This is a genomic window from bacterium (assembly GCA_036524115.1).
Lineage (GTDB): Bacteria > JAUVQV01 > JAUVQV01 > JAUVQV01 > DATDCY01 > DATDCY01.
In genome coordinates this window covers 1-21,765 of record DATDCY010000249.1, presented here as the reverse complement: position 1 = coordinate 21,765, position 21,765 = coordinate 1, and the positions used below count along the sequence as shown (strand labels likewise).

Here is a 21,765-nt window from a genome sequence, read left to right as displayed (position 1 = left end):
CCCGCCGCGCCAGCGCGCGGGAGGCGGCGCCGGGCCGGTTCTACTTCTTCGCGTAGGTGATGACCGAGAACGTGGCGCCCTGGGGGTCCCGGACAACCGCGAAGCGCAGCATCCCCGGGATGTCGGTCGGCGGCATCACGGTGGAACCCCCCAGCTCGCCGACCCGGCGCACGGTCGCGTCGACGTCGGCCACGGTCACGTAGACGCCCCATGCGGGCGGCATGCCCGTGGCGGCCGGCGGGATCGGCATCATGCCGGCCACCTCCTCGCCGTTGGCGGAGACGATCGTGTACGGCGTGTTCGGCGTGTCCATGTCCTTCGTCGTCCAGCCGAACAGGGCGCCGTAGAACTTCTTCGCAGCCGCCACGTCGCTGGTCAGCAGCTCGAACCAGCTGAACATCCCCGGTTTCAAAGCCTTCTCGTCCATCGTCCCCTCCCTTCGCGGCCTTCAGTGGCGCGCAAGCAGGTCGTCCAGCTTGTCGAAGGAGCCGTTCCAGCCCTCGCGCATCTGCTCGAGCATCCCCTTCGACGGGACGCCGGCGTGGCGCAGCGTCATCGTCGTGTCCCGGTCCCGCGCCTTGAACGTCACCGTGACCAGCAGTTCGCTCGGGAAGTCCTCGCCCAGGCCGTAGTACGTGGCGGGGACGACGTTTCCCCGCTCGTCGGCGAACGAGTCGGTGAGGACCAGCTTCTCGGGCGGGACGAATTCCCGGTACACCCCCGTGCTCCAGTACTCGCGGCCGTCGGGGGTGCGGATGCAGTGCAGGTAGGAGCCGCCCACGCGCAGGTCGATGCTGCTGAAGGGCGAGGTGAAGTGCCTCGAGCCCCACCAGCGCCGCACGCGCTCGGCCTCGGTCCAGGCCTGCCACAGCGCCTCGCGCGGCGCCGCGAAGTCCCGGACGATGATCAGCTCGAGGTTCTGGCCCATCGGTGCTCCTTCGCGCGGCGGCTCCTTCAGGCGCACCAGGCGCGGGCGGAGCCGGCGGGTGCCTGGCGGCCGAGGACGTCCTGGGGCGCGTCCATGGCGTCCGGGCGCTCCGCCCGCGGCGAGCCGGGGCGACCGACCGCCGCGACGGCGGCGACGAACTCCCCGCCATCGAGCTCGTTGACCCACTGCACGGTCGACTCCTGGCCCGAGGGGAGGTGGCTCTCGTGGATGTAGATCGTCTGCCCCGCCGCGAGCGGGTGGTTTCCCCTGAAGCAGAGGCCGGAGGCGCTGACGTTCAGGGCCGTCCCCTGGCGCAGCGGCAGCCCGGGCCCGAGCTGGTAGGAGACGGCGCGGCCGACCGCCAGCCGCGGCTCCCGCCGGCGGGTGGCGAGCGGCTGGCGCAGGTCCATCCGGCCCTCGCAGTCCGCCAACCAGGCGGAGAGATCGCCGAGGCGGAAGGGCTTGAGGAACACCGTGCACCCGAGCCGGCGGGCGCGCTGGGCGCCGTCGCCATCGAGCGCGCCCGAGATCACGGCCCTGTTCCCGGCATCGAGGCGGCAGCGGCCGGTCGCGAGTCGCTCGATGAAATCCAGGCCGTTCTCCTCCGGCATGTCCACGTCCGTCACGAGCAGGTCGCTGCAGGGACTGCCGCCGGCGCACATCGGCTTCGCTCCCCCGGATGAGGGGCAGACGGACCCCGGACCCTCGCACGCGAGGGCCTCGTACCCGCGCAACGAGAAGAAGCGCGCGAGGACGGTCCGCACCTGCGGGTCGTCGTCGACGATGAAGGCTCGCGGCTTGCGCATCGCTCCCGTCCCTCCAGCCACAGTGCCGTCCCCCGCGCCGCCCAGCGGGCGACACGGCCAATCTGATTGAAAGGATTTGCGATATCGCGCCCCGTGTCCATGGGTTGATGACCCCAATTCGCGTTTCCCCCATTCATGACTCGAATGCTCTGGGAAGGAAATGGGCGGATCACCCCATGGTGGGGCACCGGCGGCCAGCCTACTTTCGCCAATAGTGTGCTCTTCCCGGCCTGTCCGTCCCGGGACAGGACCGGGGAATGGGAGGGTGCGCCTGCGCCCGGCCGGCGAGAGGAGGCGACGATGATATCCCTGGACGTCAATGGTCGGCGCTACACGGTCGATGCGGCGCCGGAGGTGCCGCTGCTGTGGGTGCTGCGCGAGCACCTGAAGCTGACGGGGACCAAGTTCGGCTGCGGCGAGGGCCTCTGCGGCGCCTGCACGGTGCACCTCGACGGCAAGGCCGTCCGCTCCTGCCAGATCGAGGCCGGCAGCGCCGCCGGCAAGCAGATCACCACGATCGAGGGGTTGCCGGCGAGCCATCCCCTCAAGCAGGCCTGGATTGCCGAGGAGGTCCCGCAGTGCGGCTATTGCCAGCCCGGGCAGATCATGCAGGCCGCCTCCCTCCTCGCCGGGAGTCCCGCGCCGTCGGTGGAGGAGATCGTGGCCGCGATGAACGGCAACATCTGCCGGTGCGGCACCTACCCGCGCATCCTGCGCGCCGTGCAGAAGGCGGCGGGGGGGCGGCCATGAGCCCCGCCATCACGCGTCGCGAGTTCCTGCAGTTGACGGGCAGCGGCCTGACGATCGTGGTGCTCAGCGGACCGCTCGGCCTGCGCCTGGCGTCGGCCGAGGAGGCGGGGAACGCCGCCGCCGATTTCCAGCCGAACGTGTGGCTGCGGGTCGCCCCGAGCGGGGACGTCACGATCGTCGTCAACAAGTCCGAGATGGGACAGGGGGTCCTCACCTCGCTGGCGATGGTCGTCGCCGACGAGCTGGAGGCCGACTGGAAGCGGGTCCGCGTCCTGGAGGCGCCGGCGGGGGACGCCTACATCGACCCCGTCTGGCACACGCAGGGCACGGGCGGCAGCAGCAGCGTGCGCCACATGTACCAGCCGCTGCGCGAGGCCGGCGCCGCGGCCCGCGAGATGCTGGTTGCGGCCGCGGCGGCATCCTGGGGCGTCCCGGCCGGCGAGTGCGCGGCGGCGCTCGGGACGGTCACGCACGCTGCCAGCGGGCGCTCGGCCGGCTACGGCGAGCTGGTTGCGAAAGCCGCGGGAATGCCGGTCCCCGCAAAGCCGGCGCTCAAGGACCCCGCGAAGTTCCGCTACATCGGCACCGCCGTCCCGCGCACCGACACGGCCGCCAAGGTCGAGGGCGCCGCCGGCTTCGGCATCGACAGCTTCGCGCCCGGGATGCTCTACGGCGTCTTCGCGCGGCCCCCGGCCTTCGGCGCGAAGGCGGCGGGCTTCGACCGGGCCGCCGCCGCGCTCGTCCCGGGCGTCGTGGGCGTCCACGAGACCGACCGGGGGGTCGCCGTGGTCGCCGAGACCCTCGAGGCCGCCTGGAAGGGCCGGGACGCGCTCGCGGTCTCCTGGAGCGGCGCGGCCGACCCGGAGCTGGACACCGGCGCCCTGCAGCGCACCTTCGCCGCGAGCCTCGAGCGCTCCGGGGTGATCGCGCGCTCGGACGGGGACGCCGCGAAGACGCTGTCGGCGGCCGCGAAGACGGTCGCGGCCGACTACCACCTGCCGTATCTGGCGCACGTGACGATGGAGCCGATGAACTGCACGGCCGCGGTCAAGGACGGGCGGTGCGACGTCTGGGCGCCGACGCAGAACCAGACCGGCGTCCGCGCGCTGGCGGCGAAGATCACGGGGCTGCCCGCCGAGCAGGTCTCGGTGCACACGACGTTCCTCGGCGGCGGCTTCGGCCGGCGCTTCGAGACGGACTTCGTCGCCGAGGCGCTCACGCTCGCGGTCAAATCGGGCCGGCCCGTGAAGGTGATCTGGCGGCGGGAGGAGGACATCCGCTACGACTTCTACCGGCCCGCGAACTCGTGCCGCCTGCGAGCCGCGCTGGACGCCGGCGGGCGACTGACCGCCCTGCACCAGAAGGTCGCGGTGCCGTCGATCTTCGCGCGCGTCTTCCCGGACCAGGTCAAGAACGGCATCGACCCCGCCGCGATGGACGGGCTGGAGGACATGGACTACGAGATCCCCAACCTCACCCTCGAGTACGTGCGGGTCGACACGCCGGTGCCGGTCGGCTTCTGGCGCTCGGTGGGCGCCTCGCACAACGGCTTCACGCTCGAGAGCTTCATGGACGAGGCGGCCGCGGCCGCCGGCAAGGACCCGCTGGACTTCCGCCTCGCGCTGCTCGGGAACCACCCGCAGACGCGCCGGGTGCTCGAGACCGCCGCCGGGAAGGCGGGCTGGGGCAAGCCGCTGCCGGCGGGGACGGGCCGCGGGATCGCCTTCTTCACCTCGTTCGGCAGCCGGGTGGCGCAGGTCGCGGAGGTCGCCGCGGACCTCAAGACGGGGCAGGTGCGCGCGCAGCGCGTCGTCTGCGCGGTCGACAGCGGCATCGTCGTCAACCCCGACACCCTCGTCGCGCAGATGATGGGCGGCATCGTCATGGGGCTGAGCGCCGCCCTGCTCGAGGCGGTGGACTTCAGGCGCGGGGGGACGGGCAGCGCGAACTTCGACGACTACCCGGTCCTGCGCATGGCGGAGGCGCCGCGGATCGAGGTGCACCTCGTGCCGGGCGGCGGGCCGGTCGGCGGCGTCGGCGAGCCGGGCGTGCCGCCGGTGGCCCCGGCGGTCGCCAACGCGCTGTTTGCCGCGACCGGCATCCGCGTGCGCAGCCTGCCGCTGGCGCCGCAGACGGTGCTCAAGGCGCGCAAGGGCTGAAGAGGCGACGTGCGGGAGAACGATCGCGACATCTTCGAGGAGATCGTGCGGCTGCGGCGCGACGGCACGCCCGTCGCGCTGGCGACGCTCGTGCAGTGCCAGGGCTCCACGCCGCAGAAGCCGGGCGCCAAGCTGCTGGTCCCGGAAGAGGGGCCGCTCGTCGGGACCCTCGGCGGCGGCTGCCTGGAGGCCGACGTGGTGAGGAGCGCGCGGGCGGCGCTCCTCGACGGCGTGCCGCGGACCATCTCCTTCGATCTTTCCGAGGGCGTCGGCAGCCTCGTGTGCGGCGGCGCCGTCACGGTCTTCGTCGAGCCGCTGGCGCCCCGGCCGCGCCTGATCGTCCTCGGCGCCGGCCACGTCGGCCGGGCCCTCGCGCAGGCGGCGCGCTTCGCCGGCTTTCGCGTGACGATCGTCGACGACCGGCCCGAGTACGCCAGCCCGGCGCGGGTCCCGGACGCGCACGAGGTCGTGTGCGGCGGCTTCGCCGAGAGCGTGGAGAAGCTCGGGGTGGACCGCGGCGCCTTCATCCTCGTGGCCACGCGCGGGCACCAGCACGACTTCACGGCGGTGCGCGCCGCACTGCGCACGCCGGCGCGCTACGTCGGGCTGGTCGGCAGCCGCACGAAGAAGGAGCTGCTGCTGCGCCACCTGCTCGAGGAGGGGTTCGAGCCCGAGCAGTGCGCGCGGGTCGCCACGCCGGCCGGGGTCGCGATCGGCTCGGTCACCCCCGAGGAGATCGCGGTGAGCATCGTCGCCCAGTTGATACGGATCAGGAGGGGACATGGAATCGCGCCTGGTGGGGCTGCTCCTGGCGGCGGGATCCTCGCGCCGGATGGGTGAGGGGCGGCTCAAGCAGCTGCTGCCTCTCGGCGGGCGGCCCGTGCTCAGCCGCTGCCTCGAGACCCTCGGCGCCGCCGGCCTCGCCCAGACGGTGGTCGTGCTCGCGCCGGGCATCGACGCGCGGGCGGCGCTCGACGGCTTCGCCGTGACGGTGGCGGTCAACCCGGCCGCCGGCGGCGAGATGGCCGACTCGGTGCGCTCCGGCCTCTGCGCGGTCGAGGCGGGCGCGACCGGCGTGCTCGTCGCGCTCGCCGACCACCCGCTCGTGGCGGCGGAGAGCGTGCGCGCGCTGGCGGCCGCGCACCGCGCGCGCCCGGAGTGCATTCACATCCCCGCGCACCGCGGCCGACGCGGGCACCCCGTGGTCTTCCCCGCGTCGTTCCTGCGGGAGGTCCTCGCCGGGGCCACCATGCGCGGCGTGCGCGACGCGCACATGGGGGAGGTCCGCGAGTGCCCGGTCGAGGACCCGGGCGTGCTCTTCGACATGGACCGCTGGGAGGACTACGAGGCGGCGTGCGCGCAGCTCGCGTGCGCCGCCGCGGCCCCCGCCCGCGCGCGAGGCGCCCATGCGTGAGGGCACGCTCCCGGGCGGCAGCCGCGTGCGGACGGTCCCCGTGGACCGCGCCGTCGGGCTGGCACTGGCCCACGACGTGACCGAGATCGTGCCGGGCGTCTCCAAGGGCCGGGCGTTCGCGCGCGGGCACATCGTGCGCGAGACCGACGTCGCGCGGCTGCGCCGCTGCGGGAAGGAGTACCTGTACGTCCTGGAGCTGGCCGACGGCGACCTGCACGAGGACGCGGCCGCGGAGGCGCTCGCCGGTGCCCTCGCCGGCGAGGGCGTGGAGCGGGCCGGGCCCGCACGCGAAGGGAGGATCGACCTCGTCGCTGCGCGCGACGGCATGCTCACCGTGGACCGCGAGGCCCTGCTGGCGTTCAACCTGCTGGGCGAGGTCATGTGCGCGACGCTGCACGACGGCACCCGGGTTCGGCGCGGCGAGCGGGTGGCCGGGACGCGCGCGATCCCGCTCGCGGTGAGCGAGTCGGTGGTGCGCGAGGCCGTGCGCGCGGCGGGCGGCGGCGTCGTGCGCGTGCTCGCGCTGGCGCGCCCGCGCGTCGGCGTCGTCGTCACGGGGAGCGAGGTCGCGCACGGCCTCGTCAAGGACGGGTTCGGGCCGCTGCTCGCCCGCAAGGCCGAGGCCCTCGGCGGGGAGATCGCGGGCGTTCGGGTCGTAGCCGACGACGAGGGCGAGATCGCCGCGGCGCTGCGGGCGCTGCTCGAGGCGGGGGCGAACCTGCTCGTGGCGACCGCCGGGATGTCCGTGGACCCTGACGACCGGACGCGTTTCGCGGCGGCGCGCCTCGGAGCGCGCGGGGTCTCCTACGGCGCCGCCGCGCTCCCCGGCTCGATGTGCCAGATCGCCTACGTGCCCTGGGACGGCGGCGAGGTGCCGTTCGTCGGGCTGCCCGCGTGCGCGCTCGCCCACGAGGCGACGGTCTTCGACCTGCTGCTGCCGCGCCTGCTCGCCGGCGAGCGCATCGGCCGCCGGGAGCTGGCGGCGCTCGGCCACGGCGGGCTGTGCCTGCGCTGCGAGGTCTGCCGCTTCCCGGTCTGTCCCTTCGGAAAGTGAGCATGACGCCGATGAGCGCGCGGCTGGCGGGGCGCGGCGCGATCGCGGCCGCATGGCTCGCGGCGCTCCTGGCGGCCGGCGGCGTGTCCGCCGGTCCGCCCGCGGGCGCGCCCGCAGGTACGTCCGCCGACGCCGGCCCGCCGTTCGCCCTCGGCCGCCTCGCGCCGGTGACTTCGGCCGCCGGAGCGCCGGCGTACGACCCGCAGGGGGAGTTCGCGATCTTCGTCAACTACGAGCTGGGGATGCACTGCGTGGGCTTCGACATCTCGTACTGCTGCATCATCCCCCCCTACAACAGCGTGCAGGCGCAGGCGCTGCGCACCGCGCGCGACGGCGGCCTGCCGCGGCTGCTCACGCCCGCGGACGGGCTTGGGCTGGCCTACGCCGTGGCCGACAACAGCTACAGCGAGGGCAACAAGATGCGCTACTGGGGCGCGGCAAAGGACGTGGACGGCAACGGCGGGGCGGGGAATCCCGGCGACTCGATGGCCAACTACGTCTGGTCGCACCTGTTCATCTACCGGGACCTCGCCGGGACGCTGCCGCCGGACTGGCGCCCCGAGGCCCGCAAGCGCATCGGCGTCCAGCTCCAGGTGCCGGTCGACGCCGGCCCCTCGGGAATGAGCCTCGCCGGCGGCCGCCTCGCGTACGCGGGCGACGCCGGGGGCAACGTCGTCTTCACGGACTCGCTCCTCCCCTCCGTGCGCAACGTGCGCCTGACGCTCACGGCCGCCAACCTCTGGGACGCGCTGGGGCTGCCGCTGACCGCGTTCAACGACTCGCGCCGCCGGGGCAGCATCCGCAGCGTCACCGAGCGCGACTTCCAGCCCTACCAGCGCTCGGTGGTGAGCCTCGTGGGCGCCGACGGCGCGCCGGTGCCCTCGGGGGGCCGGCCCGTCTCCTTCTTCGGGACCAACCCCGTCGACTTCCCGGAGTGCTACCTCTGCCACGCCGGGGCCGGCCCCGCCGCGGCGCGCTCGCGCGGCGAGGGGCTCTCGCTCTTCGACCGGGAATACGCCTACTGGAAGGCGGGCTATCCGGACGTCTCGGAGTTCATGGCGCGGCAGTACCAGGCGGCGATCAACGTCCTGGAGCTGCACGACCGCCATCACGGCACCGCTTTTCTCCGGGCGTACGACGCCGCGGCATCCTCGGACAGGCTGGGCGCCGTGGGCCCGGTCAACTGCGCCGACTGCCACGGCGACAATATCTCGGGGAACCTGGAGGAGCCGCGTCCGCGGGCGACCGGCTACCCCGCGGTGAAGGCGCGGCCGCTGACCGAGGCGATCCACATGACCCACGCGCTGGACATCCCCATGCCGGACCGGGCGGGCAGGACGCAGAGCTGTCAGGCCTGCCACCCGACCCACTGGCAGCCCGAGGCGATGAACGACCTCGCGGCGAACCCGTACCGGGTGATCGACGCCGCGGGCAACCCGCGGTTCAGCGACGGCGACGTTCGCGCGGGCGGCGGCGGCTGCTACCTGCGCCGGGACGCGCACGCCAATCCCCAGGCGCGCCCTCCCTTCTTCCTCAACCCGCTGGGGAAGTGGTACCTGCGCGAGGTGAGCCTCAAGGACGAGAGCGGCGCGAGCGTCACCGAGCTGCGCGGCCTGTACTGCACCAACTGCCACTCGCCGCTGGCGCAGGCGCTGTATCGGGCCGACGACCTCGAGGACGCCGCGGCCCAGCGGGGCGCGACCCTGCGGGACGGACCAGTCGCGGCGCTCGTCGGCGCGCTGGCCGGCGGCGACGAGTCGCGTTTCCGTCGCACCCTCGCCGACCCGGTGGTGGGCGCCGAAGGCGAGCCCCTGCGCGCGCACTACGAGCGGCACGCCGGCGCGACGCTCGTGCGGGCCGCCAGGGACGCCGCGGGGGCGGCGGCGCTGCTGCCCTGGAACGCGGCCGAGGGCGAGCCCGTCCCCTACGAGGCCGTCTCCGGCGGGAGCGACTGGTGGCTCTCGCCGGCAGAGCCGCACTGCGCGGACTGCCACCTGCCGCCGTTCGTCGAGAGCGCCGGCGGCCGGTACTTCCCCGTCGACCAGCCGCGCAAGTACGCGCTCTACCGGTACTCGAAGGCGCACGGGGCGCTCGCCTGCCAGAGCTGCCACGAGTCGGTCCACGGGCTTTACCCCGTGCGGTTCGATGGCCCCGACCGCAGCGTCGACCTCACGACCCACGAGCAGGCGCTGCAGTTCAGTCCCGACGGCGTCTACGCGGGGCCCGTGACCTGCGCCGCCTGCCACCGCGTGAACGCCCGCGGCGTGCCGGTGCAGCTCGAGGGCACCGGCTACGCGCAGGACTACTGGGCCGCGGTCGTGCTGCTGCACGCCATGCGCGACGGCGACGAGAAGCTCCCGTTGGCCGAACTGCTGGCGCGTCACCCCTACGACCGGGCGCGCTCGACGGTGCTGGCGGGGTGGGACTAGCGCGGCGCGGGCTTCCGGCCGCGGAATGGCGAACGAAGGAGGCGAACGATGAAGACCGACGAAGCACGCCGATGGGGAGGCGCCGGCCGCGCGGTCGCGGCGCTGCTTGTTGTCACGGTGCTGGCCGCGCCCGCGCTGGCGGTCGCCCAGGACACGTACCGGCCGCTGGTGCAGGGCGCCGCCCCGCCCGACTTCACGCTGCCCGACACGGCCGGGCGCCCGGTGAGCCTGAGCGACTTCCGCGGCCGCGCGGTCCTGCTGTCGTTCATCTCGTGTTACGCGGACACCTGCTTCGAGCCCGTCAACGCCTTCGAGGCGCTCTTCCAGCGGGTGGGGACCGCGCGGCTGGCGGTGCTCTCCGTGTGCATGGAGGTTCCCGAGGCGCTGGCGCGCAACGGGTACGCGGGGCTGCTGAAGAACTGCAGCGCCGGCCAGCGGGTCCTCGTCGACCGGACTGGTGCGGCGGGCCGCAGTTTCTTCGTGCGGGAGACGCCGACGAGCATCCTGCTCGGCCCCGATTTCACGGTCCAGGAGGTCCTGCAGGGGGTGGCGCCGCTGCGCGATCCGGCACTGCCGGGGCGCATCGAGGCGCTCGCGGCGCAGGTCGGCCCGCCGGCGCCGCGGCCCTGACGCGCGGTCGCCGCCGCTAGGCGTACGGGTAGAGCCCGCGCTTGACCTTGTCGAGCGCCCGCAGCATCGTCGCGTGCTTGCGCTCGTCCTGCACCAGGAAGTCCAGGAGGTACTCCTCGACGAGCATCTTGTGGCCGCGCAGGTGCTCGATGGTCGCGTTCACGGCGTCCGCCATCTGGTCTTCCAGCCGCAGGTGCGCGTCCAGCAGCGCGGAGATGTCGCCCATGTCCTCGGGCTTGAGCGCGACCGGCTGGCGCTCCACCGCGTCGATGATGAACTGCTGGACCCGCTCGTGCAGCTGCGAGTCCTGGCGGATGACCTCCATCACCAGCCGCAGCAGCGGGTGGTTCGTCTTCTCCAGCACCGACCCGGCACTGGCCACCGACTTTCGCTCGATCGCCTGCCAGTACTGCATCCGCTTCACGAGATCGGCGCGGATCTCCTTGCCTGTCATCGTTGTCGTCGCCATGGTCTCCTCCTTGTGTCCGCCGTCCTGTCGTCCTTGCCATCCCCCCGGCCTTGCTCCAAAATCGTGTTGGCAACAGCCGCGCGCCATGGGGCGATCACCCAATGGCCTTCGCTTCCGGCGGCGCGGATGATGCCGTGCGGGGAGACATGACGGACACGTCGGGTCCTCGAGAGGCGGAGATGGAGGCGCACGGAGCGGGGCTGATGCCGGGGACGAGCAGCGGCGCCGTCCCGGCGTTCCGCATTGGCGAGCGCGCGCCGGCAGTCGACGCCCGCCCCGACGGCGACGAGAAGTATCGCCTCCTCTTCCAGAACATGGCGGAGGGCTTCGCGCTCTACGAGCTGGTCCGCGACGGCGCCGGCGTGCCGGTCGACTGGCGCATCCTCGAAGTGAACGAGGCCTACGCGCGCCACACCGGAGTCGCCCCGGAGCAGGTGGTGGGGCGGCGCGCGGGCGAGGTCTTCCCGGACGCCATCCCTGAGTACCTGCCCCGCTTTGCGCGCGTCGTCGAGACCCAGCAACCGCTCATCTTCGAGACGTACGCCCGGTACACCGGCCGCTACCAGTCGATCACGACGTTCCCGGCGGGGGGCGACCGCTTCGCGAGCACGATCATGGACATCAGCGGCCGCAAGCGCGCGGAGGCCGCCCTCGACCGGGCGGTGGGGCGCTACGAGCTGCTCGCGGCGACCGCCGGCAGGCTGCTCGCCGCGCCCGATCCGGAGGCGGCGGTGCAGGGGCTGTGCGCGCAGGCCCTTTCGCACCTCGGCTGCCAGGTCTTCTTCAACTTCCTCGCCGACCCGGCCAGCGGGCGGCTGCGGCTCAACGGCTACGCCGGCGTCTCGCGGGCGCGGGCCGCCTCCGTGTCCTGGCTGGACTACGGGACGGCGGTTTGCGGCTGCGTCGCGCGCGACGGCGAGCGCATCGTCGCCGAGAACATCCCCGAGAACCCGGACGAGCGCACGGCGCTCGTGGGCTCCTGGGGGATCCGCGCCTACGCCTGCCACCCGATCCGCGGCGCCGGCGGCGAGGTCATCGGCACGCTCTCGTTCGGCTCGCGCACGCGGGAGCGCTTCGGGGCGGAGGACCTGGCGCTGATGAAGGCGGTCACGGACCTCGTGGCGGTGGCGCTGGAGCGCCGGCGGGCGATGGACGCGGTCGCGCGCGCCAACGCGGAGCTGGAGCGGCGCGTCGAAGAGCGCACGGAGCAGCTGCGCGCGCTCACGGCCGATCTCGCGAACCTCGAGCAGCGCGAGCGCCGGCACCTCGCGGAGTACCTCCACGACAATCTCCAGCAGCTGCTGGTGGGCGCGAAGCTCGCCCTCGGCGTCGTCCAGCTCCGCGGCGGGGAGGGGGACGGAGCGCCGGAGCTCGACACCGTGGAGGCGGGGATCGCCGCCGCGCTCAAGGCCTCGCGCTCGCTCGCGGCCGACCTCTGCCCCCCCGCGCTCTTCGCTGCCGGCCTCGGCACCGCGCTCGCCTGGCTCAAGCAGCGCCTCCGCGAGGAGCACGGGCTGGCCGTCCACATCGAGGAGAGCCGGGAGGCGGAGATCGCGGACGAGAGGGTGCGGCGGCTGGTCTTCGAGTCCGTGCGCGAGTTGCTGCGAAACGTGGTGAGGCACGCCGGCGCCCGGGAGGCAGACGTGCGCATCATGCGGGCGCCAGGGGGCAGGCTGCGGGTCGCCGTCCGGGACCGCGGACGCGGCTTCGAGCCGGCCGCGGCGGGCGTCGGAGGGGGCCTTTCGCGCATTCGACAGCGGATGGAGAACCTCGGCGGGGCGATGGAAGTGCGCAGCGCCCCGGACCGGGGCACCCTCGTGACGATGACCTTCGCGCCGGGCGGCCGGGCCGCCTAGTCCTGCTGCACGAGGCCCTGCTTGACCGCGTAGAGCGTCAGGGCCGACGTGGAGTGCAGGCCCAGCTTGCTCATCACGGAGGTCCGGTGGCGATCGACCGTCTTGGCGCTGATGCACAGCGCGGCGGCGATCGTGCGGTTCGTCCCGCCCTCGGCGACCATCTTCAGGACCTGGCGCTCGCGCGCCGTGAGGCTCTCCCAGACGCCCTTGGTCTCGTCCGCCGTCCGCCCCTCGCGCTTGCCGGCGGCGTAGGCCTCGAGGAGCGCCTCGGGGAGCTGGGGGCTGAGGTACGTCTTGCCGAGCATGACTTCCCGCAGCGCCGCCAGCAGGTCGGGGCAACAGGTGTCCTTGAGGATGTAGCCCTTGGCGCCGCCGCGCATGGCCCCGAGGAACGCGGTCTCGTCGGTGCGCATCGTCAGCGCCACGATGCGCGTGCGGGGGCAGCTCGAGGTGATCTCCCGGATCGCCTCGAGGCCCGTCATCCGGGGCATCGCGAGGTCGATGAGGACGAGGTCCGGCTGCAGCCGCGTGGCCAGTCGCACCGCCTCCAGGCCGTCGCCGGCCTCCCCGACCACCTCGAAGTCCGGGCAGCCGGAGAGCAGCGCGCGGAGTCCCTCGCGGACGATCGTGTGGTCCTCCGCGATCACCACGCGTCGCCGGCAGGACGTCATGGACGTGGGCGGCACCGTCCCCCTTCCTCCCGCCGCGGGACCGCCGCGGTGGGCGTTGGTCTCATTCATCGTAGCCGCACCATGAGGGACCGTCAAACTCCCCGGGGGCCAGCCCTGCCCAATTCCAATCAAAATGGTAACGCGGCGCAGCTCAGGAGGGTATGCGGTGTTGACCTCAATTGGCGGTCCGCGAAGGCTCAGGGAGGGATGCGCATCATCGCGCTCGAGGCGGCCCCACGGGCGCTGCTGCGCCCGCGGGACCGCCTCACGCGCGGGGGGGGCTAATGGATCGTGATCATGCCGGTACCGCGGCGAAGGCGGGCGCGCGGCACGGGACCCGCACCTCGTGCTCCGAAAGCAGCTGCTCCTGGAAGCAGACGAGGTAGCGGCGGCCTTCCGCGCCGAAGGGGCGCACGTCGGCGCGCGCCGAGAAGAGCGTGCCGTCGAAGCGCCGGTTCACGATGGTCCCGCGCCAATAGCCGGCCGAGCCGATCTCCGAGCGCATCCGGTCGAGCAGGCGCAGGTTGGCCGCGACGGAATCGTTGTTGAGGACCGCCACGTGCTTGCCGATCACCTCGTCCCGCTTCGCCCCGAAGAGCCGCTGGAAGGCCTTGTTGGCCATGACGATCCGGCCGTCCTCGGTCATGACATGCACCGCCACCGGCAGCCCGGAGAACGGGTCCCGCACGTCGCTGTCGTTTGTCTCGGGAAAGTGGAACGAGTTCCCAACCATCTTCACCGGCGTCCTCCTCTCGCAACCAGCCTCGTGTGCACTCCGCGCCGGAGCGACCTCGAATCATCGTTCCGACGGGAGAAAGATTAGCGCGCGCGCCGGTCCGCCACGAGTCGGTTTTCACCCCATTTTTCAAGGATTTCGCCTCAGGCAATCACCCCATGTGAATTTGCGGCGCCCGGCCTACCTTGCCGGATCAGGGGCGCCCCGGAGCGGTTGGCGGCGCCGATGACGGTGAGGCCGTGTCGGATGAGGCGCGGCGGGAAAGGAGACGGAGATGAAGGATCTGTGCGCGCGCGACGTGATGCACCCGCGGGTGAGCCTGCCGGCGAAGATGGCGGGTGCCGAGCTGATCGAGAAGCTGACGGGCCCCTACCCGGGGCTGCCGGTGGTGAGCGACTCCCTGGAGGTCGAGGGGATCGTCTCGGAGTACGACGTGCTGGCTGCGATCAAGGAGGGCCGGACGGTGCACGAGTTCAGCGCCGAGTCGCTCATGACCTGCGGGCACGCCGAGCACGGCGCCTGCGGGCACCCGGTGAGCGTTGCGCCTGACTCGCCGCTGACGGACGTCATCGACCTGTTCCTCGGCAACGGCCAGAGCCTCTCGGTGCTGCCGGTCGTCTCGAAGCGCAAGCTGGTCGGCATCATCGCGCGCAAGAACCTGATGAACGCGCTGGCCGAGCGCGGCTTCTGGCCGGAGCACGAGTTCCAGAAGCGGCTGTAGCGGTGCGGGGGCGGGCCCGTCGCGGGCCCGCCCCGCTAGAGGCCCTCGCGCAGCGCGAAGTTCTTGATGAACTGCTCGACCTGGATGCCGAGCGACACGCACTTGATGCCGTTCATGCAGTCGTCGGCGTCCGTGCGCTCCAGGTGCGTCGTCAGCACGTGGTGGTCCCGCTCCATCTTCACCACGTAGGCGTCCTTGGCGGCGTCGAACACGAGGCCCACCGTGACCCCGTGCTGGTCCAGCTCCGGGTACATCTCGAGGATCTTGTCCTTCAGCGCGACGATGGTGTAGCCCATGGCCATTCCTCCTTTGGATGGCAATCTGTGGCGCGGCCGCGCCGCTGTCAACACGCACGATCCGCGCGTGCGCGCGGATCCAGCAGGGCAGCGCGCGTGTTGACAGGTCTTGGACGACGGGGACGGCGTTGGACGTTGACGACGCCTGCTTTCCTGATCCGCGGGCGCGCGGATTGGGGCTCAGGCCTCGACGCGCCGCACCGCCCGGAGGGCGAGCGCGAAGGCCGCGGCGGCGAACAGGGCGAGCAGCGCCAGCCGCGCCGGGTCGACCCCGCGGCCGAGCCAGGCGTCGCGGATCGCGCGCACGGAGTGCGAGAGCGGCAGCGCCGCGACCACGGCCTGCAGCGGCGGCGGCAGGCGCTCGATCGTGAAGAACGTCCCGCCGAGGAAGATCATCGGCGTGATGACGAAGTTCGTCACCGCCGCCTGGCCGGCGTGGTCCTCGACGAGCATCGCCAGCGCGACGCCGAGCGCCGCGAACGTGAAGCAGTGCAGCGCCAGCGCGGCGAGCAGGGCGGGGGAGGGCGCAGCCGCCGCGCCGAAGGGCAGCGCCAGCAGCGACACCAGCGCCGCGGCGGCCAGCCCGCGCAGCATGCCGAAGAGCGCTTCGCCGAGGACGACCTGCGCGGGGGCCACCGGCGCGATGAGGAACTCGTCGAAGACGTGGAAATAGAAGCGCGCGATGTTCAGCTCCTGCGCGATGGCGTAGCTCTGGGTGAGGCTGGTCATCGCGACGAGGCCGGGGACGAGGAAGGAGAGGTAGGGCACGCCCTCCATCGTCGTCCCCCGCCCGAAGCCCCACCCGAAGGCGACGAGGAAGAGCGCCGGCGAGACGGCGGAGGCGAGGAGCTGCTTGCGGGCGTGCTTCGCGTAGACCTTCGTCTCCCGGTAGAGCACCGCGCGCACCCCGTCGAGCACCGGCGTCCCTTCCCCTAGCGCTCCAACCGCCGCCCGGTCAGCTTCAGGAAGACGTCCTCGAGCGTCGCCTCGCGCACCCGGCAGGAGCCCGTGCACGTCGCGAGCCGCGCGAGCGCCTCCTCGCGCGTCTCGTGGAAGCTCTCCTCGATGCCGTCCTCGCGCACGACCTCGAGGACGTGGCGCCCCACGGTGCGCAGCAGGCGCTCCGGCGCCCCCGCGGCGACGAGCCGGCCCCGGTCGAGGATCAGCACCCGCGCGCACAGCCGCTGCGCCTCCTCGATGTAGTGGGTGGTCAGCAGGATCGCGGTGCGCCGCAGCTGGTTGACGCGCACGATCAGGTCCCACAGGTCGCGACGGATCTGCGGGTCGAGCCCGACGGTGGGCTCGTCGAGGAAGAGGACATCCGGCCGGTGCACCAGCGCGCGGACGATGACCAGCCGCCGGGCCATGCCGCCGGAGAAGGTCCGCACCGGCCGGTCGGCGGCCGCCTCGAGGCCGGCGAAGCGCAGCGCCTCGTCGATCCGCGCGCGGCGCTCGGCGCCGTGCAGGCCGTGCAGGATCGCGTGCAGCGTGAGGCACTCGCGGGCGGTCAGGTCGCGGTCGAGGTTGCTGATCTGGTGGACGACGCCGATGCGCCGGCGCGCCGCGAGCGGCTCCTTCGCGAAGTCCCGCCCGAAGTAGCGGATGCTCCCGCCGTCCGGGCGCACCAGCCCCGTGAGCATCTTGATCATCGTGGTCTTGCCGGCGCCGTTGGGCCCGAGCAGCCCGACGAACTCCCCGGGGGCGAGGGACAGGTCGAGCGCCTCGACGGCGCGGACGGCGCCGAAGGCCCTGGTCAGTCCCTCCGCCTGGAGCGCGGGGGCCGTCGCGAGGTCCGCCGGCATCGCGCCTTACCCCGGCGCCGGGTCGCCGGACGGCTCCTTCGGCGCGTCGATGCGGCAGAACTCATCGGCCTTGCGCAGGAAGACGTCAACGACCCGCGGGTCGAGCTGCGTGCCGGCCAGCGACCGCAGGTGCGCGCAGGCCTCTTCCCGGGGCAGCGCCTGCCGGTACGGCCGGTCCGCGGCCTGCAGGGCGTCCCAGACGTCGGCCAGCGCGAAGACGCGCGCCGCCAGCGGGATCTGCTCCCCCTTGAGCCCCCGGGGATACCCGGTGCCGTCCCAACGCTCGTGGTGGGCGTAGGGGATGTCGAGCGCCGGGCGGAGATACGCGATCGGGTGGAGCATCTCGAAGGCCGCGCGCGGGTGGTTGCGCATGATCTGCCACTCCTCCGGGGTCAGCGGCCCGGCCTTGCGCAGGATGGCGTCGGGGACGCCGATCTTGCCGATGTCGTGCAGCAGGGCGCCGCGGCGCACGTGGACGATCTCGTCCTCGCTCATGCCCAGCTCGCGGGCGAGGCGGACCGACAGCTCGGCCACGCGCTCGGTGTGCCGCTCGGTCACGCGGTCGCGCAGGTCCAGTGCGCGCGCCCAGCCGCCGAGCGTGGCGTCGTAGGCGAGGGTCAGCTCGATGTGCGAGCGGCGCAGCTCGTCAAACAGGCGCGCGTTGTCGATGGCGATCGCCGCCTGCGCGGCGAGCGCCTCGAGGAAGCCGAGCTGCTCCGGGTCGAGCGCCCGCGGCGTGCGGTGCAGGGCCTCCAGCACGCCCTGCACGGTGCCCTTGGCGGTCAGCGGCACGACGTGCAGCGAGACGAAGCCCTCGTCCTCGATCAGGTGGCCGCGGACGAAGCCGGCGGCCGGGTTGCCGAGGTCGGGGACGTCGATGGACCGGCGCTCGAGCGCGGCGACGCCGGCCACCCCCTCGCCGAGGGCCAGCCGCGAACGCTCGATGCCGGTGGTGCGGAAGCCGCTGCCGGCGGCGTAGGCGAGCGTCTGCGTCCGCGGGTCGAGCAGCAGCACGTCCGCGGCGTCGACGCCGAACTGCTCGCGGGCCAGCTCGACGACCCGCGCGAGCGTCAGCCGCAGCTCGAGGCTCGAGCTGATCGCCAGGTCGATCTCGTGCAGGGCCGCAAGGTGCTCGAGGCGCGAGCGCGCCTGCGTCTCGGCCCGGGCGCGCTCCGTGATGTCTTCGCCGGAGCTGAGGGTGGCGACGATGCTCCCCGCCTCGTCGCGGATGAAGACGTTGTTCCAGGCGATCAGCCGCTCGACGCCGCCCGCGGCGAGGACCGGGTTCTCGAACGAGGCGACGGGCTCGATCTCGCCGGCCATCAGACGGCGGAACACGGCGCGGACCTGCTCGCGGCTCGCCGCGGGGATGAAGCTGTCGAACCAGTTCGTGCCGACGATCCGCTCGGGGGGCGCGCCGAGGATCGCCGCTCCCTTGCGGTTGATCAGGCTCACGCGCTCGTCCGCGTCGATGACCACCAGGATGACGCCGGCGATGTCCAGGTACAGCTGCGCGCGCTCCTTCTCGCGGCGCAGCTGCTCCTCGGCGCGCTGGCGCTCCGAGACGTCGCGGATGATGCTCAGCACGACGGTGCGGCCCTCCAGCGGGACGACGCTCAGGCTGACCTCGGTCGGCACCGGGCGGCTGTCGCGGTGGGAGTAGCAGGCGGTGCTCGTGCGCAGCCGCCCGTCGGCGACGGCCTCGGCCAGGATGCGGCCGCAGCGCTCCCGCTCGGCGGGCGGGTGGAGGTCGATCTGCCGCATCCCCAGGAGCCGCTCGCGCGGCAGGCCGAACAGCTCCTCGGCGCGGCGGTTGGCGTCCAGGATCGTGCCGTTCCCCGCGTCGAGGACCAGGATCGCGTCGTTGGCCAGCGCGATCAGCGTGCGGTAGCGTTCCTCGGAAGAGCGCAGCGCGTCCTCGGCCGCGGCGCGCCCCTCGAGTTCGCGGCGCACGAGGACGAAGATGAGCGCGGCGCTGAAGGCGACGAACGCCCAGCCCTTGAGCGACTGGAGGAGGGTGATCTCGTGCGCGTCGTGGACGAACACCTCGAGGACGTGGTCGGAGACCGCGATCCAGATCGCGCTGAACGCGCCGTAGAGCAGCGCGATGCGCGCGGTCGCGGCGGTGGTCGTCTCTCTCACGGGTGATCCTCGGCGGCCGGCGGGTCGTGGCCGCGCCTCTGCCGTGAGCGTAGCACCGATTGCGCGCGCCGGGGAGGGGAGGAGCGTCCCTCCCCTCTCCTCCGCGCGCGGCGGACTATTTGAACTTCTTCGGGAACTGCTTGATGATGCCGTCGCTCAGGGCGTCGGCGAACATCAACATGTGCGCGTGGCCCGCGTCGTAGGCCTGGATGGCGGCGGCCCAGTCCTTCTTGAGCCGGGAGACGACGTTGGTCGACGTGTAGTCGAGGTGCTTGTAGAGCATGTCCTTGAGGACGGGCGCTGGCCAGTTCTTCGGGTTCGCGCCGTTGAGGAACGCGACGATCTCGTCGGCGTTCGCGTCCCAGCGCTTGCGGTTCTTCCCGACCCCGTCGTTGTCGCCCGCCTTGGCGGCCTTGACGAGGTCCGCGGCGATCAGGATGTGGTCGCGCAGCAGCGCGGAGAGCTTCTTGCCGGCCTCCTCGCCGTAGAACGGCTTGACCGCGTTGCCGATGTCATCCTGGTTGCGCAGGAGCCGCTCGGCGAGCGGCCCCGCGTCCTCGAGGCCGGCGAGCGACGCGACGATGAAGGCCTGCGTGTAGTGGACGTGGTCCTCCCAGAGCATGCGCATGGCGTTGCGCAGCTCCGTGTGGGTCGGCTTCTTCTCCTTCATCGCCTTCTCGGCGGCGACAACCGGGGTGCCGGCCAGGAGCATGGCGGCGGCCGCCAGCAGCAGGAAACGCCCAAACCATCGGATCTTCATCGTGTTCCTCCCCTTCGTGAATGGTGCGCCTTGCCTCGCGGGAGCCGGGACAGACGCCCGCCCCCGCCGCGCGTGACAGCGTTCAACCTATGCCGCGGCGCGGCAAAATCTCTGGGGTGAACACCCCGCATCGCGGCCGCAGGAGGCGACGGGCGGCGGCGCTTGACAGGCGCCCCCGGGCCGGGCCAGAGTTCGCTGACGGCCGCGGGCGGACCGGGGGGACCGATGGAGAAGCTGAGCAGGCAGGAGGCGATCGCGCGGGCGCGGCGCGCGGCAAGCCTGGCCGGGTGCGACTTCTCGGGCGTCGACCTCGGCGGGCTCGACCTGATCGCCGTGGACTTCCGCGGCTCGCGCTTCGAGGGGGCGCGCCTGACCAAGGCGAACCTCAGCGCCTCGCGCTTCGATCAGGCCGACCTCGCGGGGTGCCGGCTGGACAGCGCCAACTTCACCGGGGCCTCGTTCCGGGGCGCGCGCCTGGCCGGCGCCGATCTCTCGCACTCGACGCTCATCGGGGCCGACCTCTCCGGCGCGGCGCTCGCGGGGGCCGACTTCTCCAGCGCGAACCTCGCGGGCGCCATCTTCGACGGCGCCGACCTCTCCGGCGCCGTGCTGCAGATGAGCGACGCCGCGAAGGCCTCGTTCGCCGGCGCACGGCTCGAGGGCGCGAATCTGCGCGCCACGAACCTGACCGCCGCGCGCCTCGGCGGCGCCGACCTGCGGCGGGCGAACCTCAACGGCGCGGACTTCGCGGCAGCCGACGTCTCGGGCGCCGACCTGCGCGGGGCGTTCATCGGGGAGACGCGGTTCACGGCGGGGGACCTCACCGGCGCGGACGGGCGCGGGGCGAGCTTCGGCCGGGCCGACCTGGAGCGCGCGCGCACGGAGGGGGCCCGCTTCGGTCCATCCGACGCCGCGGGCTAGGTCGTCAGGGACCGATAGACCTCCGGGATCCGCAGCGGCAGCTTCGCCGGATCGTCGATGACGACGTAGTTCACGGCGCCGAACAGGTGCGCGGCGTAGTCCCGCGCCTCGCGGTCGACCGTGATGCAGAAGGGGTGGACGCCCGCGGACTGCGCCTCGATCAGCGCGTGCCGCGTGTCCTCGACGGCGTAATCGCCCTTGTACTCGTCGTAGTCCTCCGGCCGGCCGTCGGAGAGCAGCACGAGCAGCCGGACCTTCGCGTCCGCGGCCAGCAGCAGCCGCGTCGCGTGGCGGATCGGCGGGCCCATGCGCGTGTAGTCGCGCGGCGCGATCGCCGCGATCCGCCCCTTGGCGGCGGGACCGTACGGCTCGTCGAGCCGCTTGATGCGGAAGAGCTCGGCGCGCAGCCGCTTGAGGCCCGAAAAGCCGTAGATGGCATAGCGGTCGCCGAGGGTCTCGAGCCCCTCGCAGAGCAGCACGAGCGACTCGCGGATCGCGGCGCTGACCCAGCCCTCCGTCGACGAGGACATGTCCACGAGGAAGACCGCGGCGATGTCGCGCGCGTCGCGCACGAGCCGGATGAACTGGCGGTCCGAGGCCGTCCGGCCGGCGCGCAGGTCGGAGCGCGCCTCGATCGCCGCGTCGATGTCGATCTCGTCGCCGTCGCGCTGGCGGCGCACGAAGCGCTCGGCGGTGCGCATCAGCTCGAAGGCGCGGCGGATGCGCAGCAGCGGGCCGCGGTAGGCGCGGACGATCCGCGCCACGTCCTCCGGGTCGCCGGGGGCCAGTTCCAGCTCGTGCAGCGAGCACCACCCCTTGCGGAAGCCGGAGCGGCGGAAGTCCCACTCGTCGTAGACGAACGACTCCTCCGCGGGCGGTCCCTCCGGCACGGCCGGCCCGGCGAACGTGCCGCCGGCGCGCGCGGCCGCCGCGATCGCCCCGGAGACGTAGGTCTCGGGGACCTCGCCGAGGTCGTCGCGGATCTCGTCGACGAGCGGGCGCAGCCCCGGCGGGATTTCGACCAGGCGCGCGCCGACGCGGACGAACGCGGGGTCGCCGGGCCGGTCGGCACCGCCGCGCGGAACTACCGGAGGCGCAGCGACGGAACCGCCCGCGGCGTCCGCGACATCCGCCGGCCGCGCCGCCTCCGGGCCCTCCCCCTCAGCCGGGGACGCCCGCAGCGGCTCGCCGGCGAGGATGGCGCGGAACGCCTCGATGAAG

At 73.1% G+C, this 21,765-nt stretch carries 22 protein-coding genes; 10 read left to right on the top strand and 12 right to left on the bottom strand.

Translation table 11 applies throughout. The features are described 5' to 3' along the window. Positions 1 to 40 precede the first annotated feature (40 nt). Genes VI078_12235 through VI078_12225 form a run of 3 tightly spaced genes read right to left on the bottom strand, consistent with a single transcriptional unit; the run spans position 41 to position 1,734 of the window. Positions 41 to 427 (bottom strand): VOC family protein, encoded by a 387-nt coding sequence (locus VI078_12235; protein HEY6000049.1) that lies wholly within the window; start codon positions 425 to 427, stop codon positions 41 to 43. A gap of 21 nt (positions 428 to 448) precedes the next feature. Further along, entirely contained in the window at positions 449 to 928 is a 480-nt protein-coding gene (locus tag VI078_12230) for an SRPBCC domain-containing protein (GenBank protein HEY6000048.1), read from the bottom strand. Between the two features lie 26 nt (positions 929 to 954). Then, a complete protein-coding gene (locus VI078_12225) occupies positions 955 to 1,734 on the bottom strand; it encodes a response regulator (protein ID HEY6000047.1) in 780 nt (259 codons plus the stop codon). A gap of 300 nt (positions 1,735 to 2,034) precedes the next feature. Between VI078_12225 and VI078_12220 the strand changes: the two genes are divergently transcribed. From VI078_12220 to VI078_12190, 7 genes are read left to right on the top strand one after another with little or no spacing between them, the layout of a single operon-like run. Then, positions 2,035 to 2,484, top strand: a complete 450-nt coding sequence (locus tag VI078_12220; GenBank protein ID HEY6000046.1) for a (2Fe-2S)-binding protein — start codon at positions 2,035 to 2,037, stop codon at positions 2,482 to 2,484. Next, complete coding sequence (locus VI078_12215) at positions 2,481 to 4,643, top strand: xanthine dehydrogenase family protein molybdopterin-binding subunit (GenBank protein HEY6000045.1); 2,163 nt, start codon at positions 2,481 to 2,483, stop codon at positions 4,641 to 4,643. Before VI078_12220 ends, VI078_12215 begins: the two co-directional genes overlap by 4 nt. A gap of 9 nt (positions 4,644 to 4,652) precedes the next feature. Continuing rightward, entirely contained in the window at positions 4,653 to 5,483 is an 831-nt protein-coding gene (locus VI078_12210; GenBank protein HEY6000044.1) for an XdhC/CoxI family protein, read from the top strand. Continuing rightward, entirely contained in the window at positions 5,425 to 6,057 is a 633-nt protein-coding gene (locus VI078_12205; GenBank protein ID HEY6000043.1) for a nucleotidyltransferase family protein, read from the top strand. Before VI078_12210 ends, VI078_12205 begins: the two co-directional genes overlap by 59 nt. Continuing rightward, the gene (locus VI078_12200) at positions 6,050 to 7,111 is read left to right on the top strand and encodes a molybdopterin-binding protein (protein HEY6000042.1); all 1,062 of its coding nucleotides are present in this window, start codon (positions 6,050 to 6,052) and stop codon (positions 7,109 to 7,111) included. The genes VI078_12205 and VI078_12200 overlap by 8 nt, the downstream gene beginning before the upstream one ends. Before the next feature lie 2 nt (positions 7,112 to 7,113). Next, positions 7,114 to 9,540, top strand: a complete 2,427-nt coding sequence (locus VI078_12195; GenBank protein HEY6000041.1) for a hypothetical protein — start codon at positions 7,114 to 7,116, stop codon at positions 9,538 to 9,540. A 48-nt stretch (positions 9,541 to 9,588) separates the two neighbouring features. Beyond that, the gene (locus VI078_12190; GenBank protein ID HEY6000040.1) at positions 9,589 to 10,170 is read left to right on the top strand and encodes a TlpA disulfide reductase family protein; all 582 of its coding nucleotides are present in this window, start codon (positions 9,589 to 9,591) and stop codon (positions 10,168 to 10,170) included. Between the two features lie 16 nt (positions 10,171 to 10,186). Here VI078_12190 and VI078_12185 read toward each other — a convergent pair whose 3' ends face one another. Continuing rightward, the gene (locus tag VI078_12185) at positions 10,187 to 10,639 is read right to left on the bottom strand and encodes a hypothetical protein (protein HEY6000039.1); all 453 of its coding nucleotides are present in this window, start codon (positions 10,637 to 10,639) and stop codon (positions 10,187 to 10,189) included. Positions 10,640 to 10,818: 179 nt separating this feature from the next. Between VI078_12185 and VI078_12180 the strand changes: the two genes are divergently transcribed. Continuing rightward, complete coding sequence (locus VI078_12180) at positions 10,819 to 12,495, top strand: GAF domain-containing protein (protein ID HEY6000038.1); 1,677 nt, start codon at positions 10,819 to 10,821, stop codon at positions 12,493 to 12,495. On the opposite strand, the gene VI078_12175 is transcribed toward VI078_12180, so the two are convergent. Together VI078_12175 and VI078_12170 are read right to left on the bottom strand one after the other, a co-directional pair. After that, positions 12,492 to 13,235: a response regulator transcription factor gene (locus VI078_12175; GenBank protein ID HEY6000037.1), complete on the bottom strand. Its 744-nt coding sequence runs from the start codon at positions 13,233 to 13,235 to the stop codon at positions 12,492 to 12,494. The two genes, VI078_12180 and VI078_12175, sit on opposite strands and share 4 nt — an antisense overlap. Positions 13,236 to 13,461: 226 nt before the next feature. Further along, the gene (locus VI078_12170; GenBank protein ID HEY6000036.1) at positions 13,462 to 13,899 is read right to left on the bottom strand and encodes a PAS domain-containing protein; all 438 of its coding nucleotides are present in this window, start codon (positions 13,897 to 13,899) and stop codon (positions 13,462 to 13,464) included. 277 nt (positions 13,900 to 14,176) lie between these two features. Here VI078_12170 and VI078_12165 point away from each other — a divergent pair, with 277 nt between their 5' ends. Further along, positions 14,177 to 14,623 (top strand): CBS domain-containing protein, encoded by a 447-nt coding sequence (locus tag VI078_12165; protein HEY6000035.1) that lies wholly within the window; start codon positions 14,177 to 14,179, stop codon positions 14,621 to 14,623. 35 nt (positions 14,624 to 14,658) lie between these two features. Here VI078_12165 and VI078_12160 read toward each other — a convergent pair whose 3' ends face one another. The 5 genes from VI078_12160 to VI078_12140 form a co-directional block, all read right to left on the bottom strand. Next, positions 14,659 to 14,919 (bottom strand): hypothetical protein, encoded by a 261-nt coding sequence (locus VI078_12160; GenBank protein HEY6000034.1) that lies wholly within the window; start codon positions 14,917 to 14,919, stop codon positions 14,659 to 14,661. Between the two features lie 180 nt (positions 14,920 to 15,099). Next, the gene (locus VI078_12155) at positions 15,100 to 15,837 is read right to left on the bottom strand and encodes an ABC transporter permease (protein ID HEY6000033.1); all 738 of its coding nucleotides are present in this window, start codon (positions 15,835 to 15,837) and stop codon (positions 15,100 to 15,102) included. Between the two features lie 14 nt (positions 15,838 to 15,851). Further along, entirely contained in the window at positions 15,852 to 16,721 is an 870-nt protein-coding gene (locus VI078_12150) for an ABC transporter ATP-binding protein (GenBank protein ID HEY6000032.1), read from the bottom strand. A gap of 6 nt (positions 16,722 to 16,727) precedes the next feature. Next, positions 16,728 to 18,863: an HD domain-containing phosphohydrolase gene (locus VI078_12145; GenBank protein HEY6000031.1), complete on the bottom strand. Its 2,136-nt coding sequence runs from the start codon at positions 18,861 to 18,863 to the stop codon at positions 16,728 to 16,730. A gap of 115 nt (positions 18,864 to 18,978) precedes the next feature. Next, positions 18,979 to 19,623: a glycosyltransferase gene (locus VI078_12140; protein ID HEY6000030.1), complete on the bottom strand. Its 645-nt coding sequence runs from the start codon at positions 19,621 to 19,623 to the stop codon at positions 18,979 to 18,981. 225 nt (positions 19,624 to 19,848) lie between these two features. Between VI078_12140 and VI078_12135 the strand changes: the two genes are divergently transcribed. Beyond that, on the top strand, positions 19,849 to 20,544 hold the full coding sequence (locus VI078_12135; GenBank protein ID HEY6000029.1) for a pentapeptide repeat-containing protein: 696 nt from the start codon (positions 19,849 to 19,851) through the stop codon (positions 20,542 to 20,544). Here the strand turns inward: VI078_12135 and VI078_12130 are convergent. After that, a partial coding sequence (locus VI078_12130; protein ID HEY6000028.1) for a VWA domain-containing protein occupies positions 20,541 to 21,765 on the bottom strand: 1,225 nt, incomplete at its 5' end. The two genes, VI078_12135 and VI078_12130, sit on opposite strands and share 4 nt — an antisense overlap.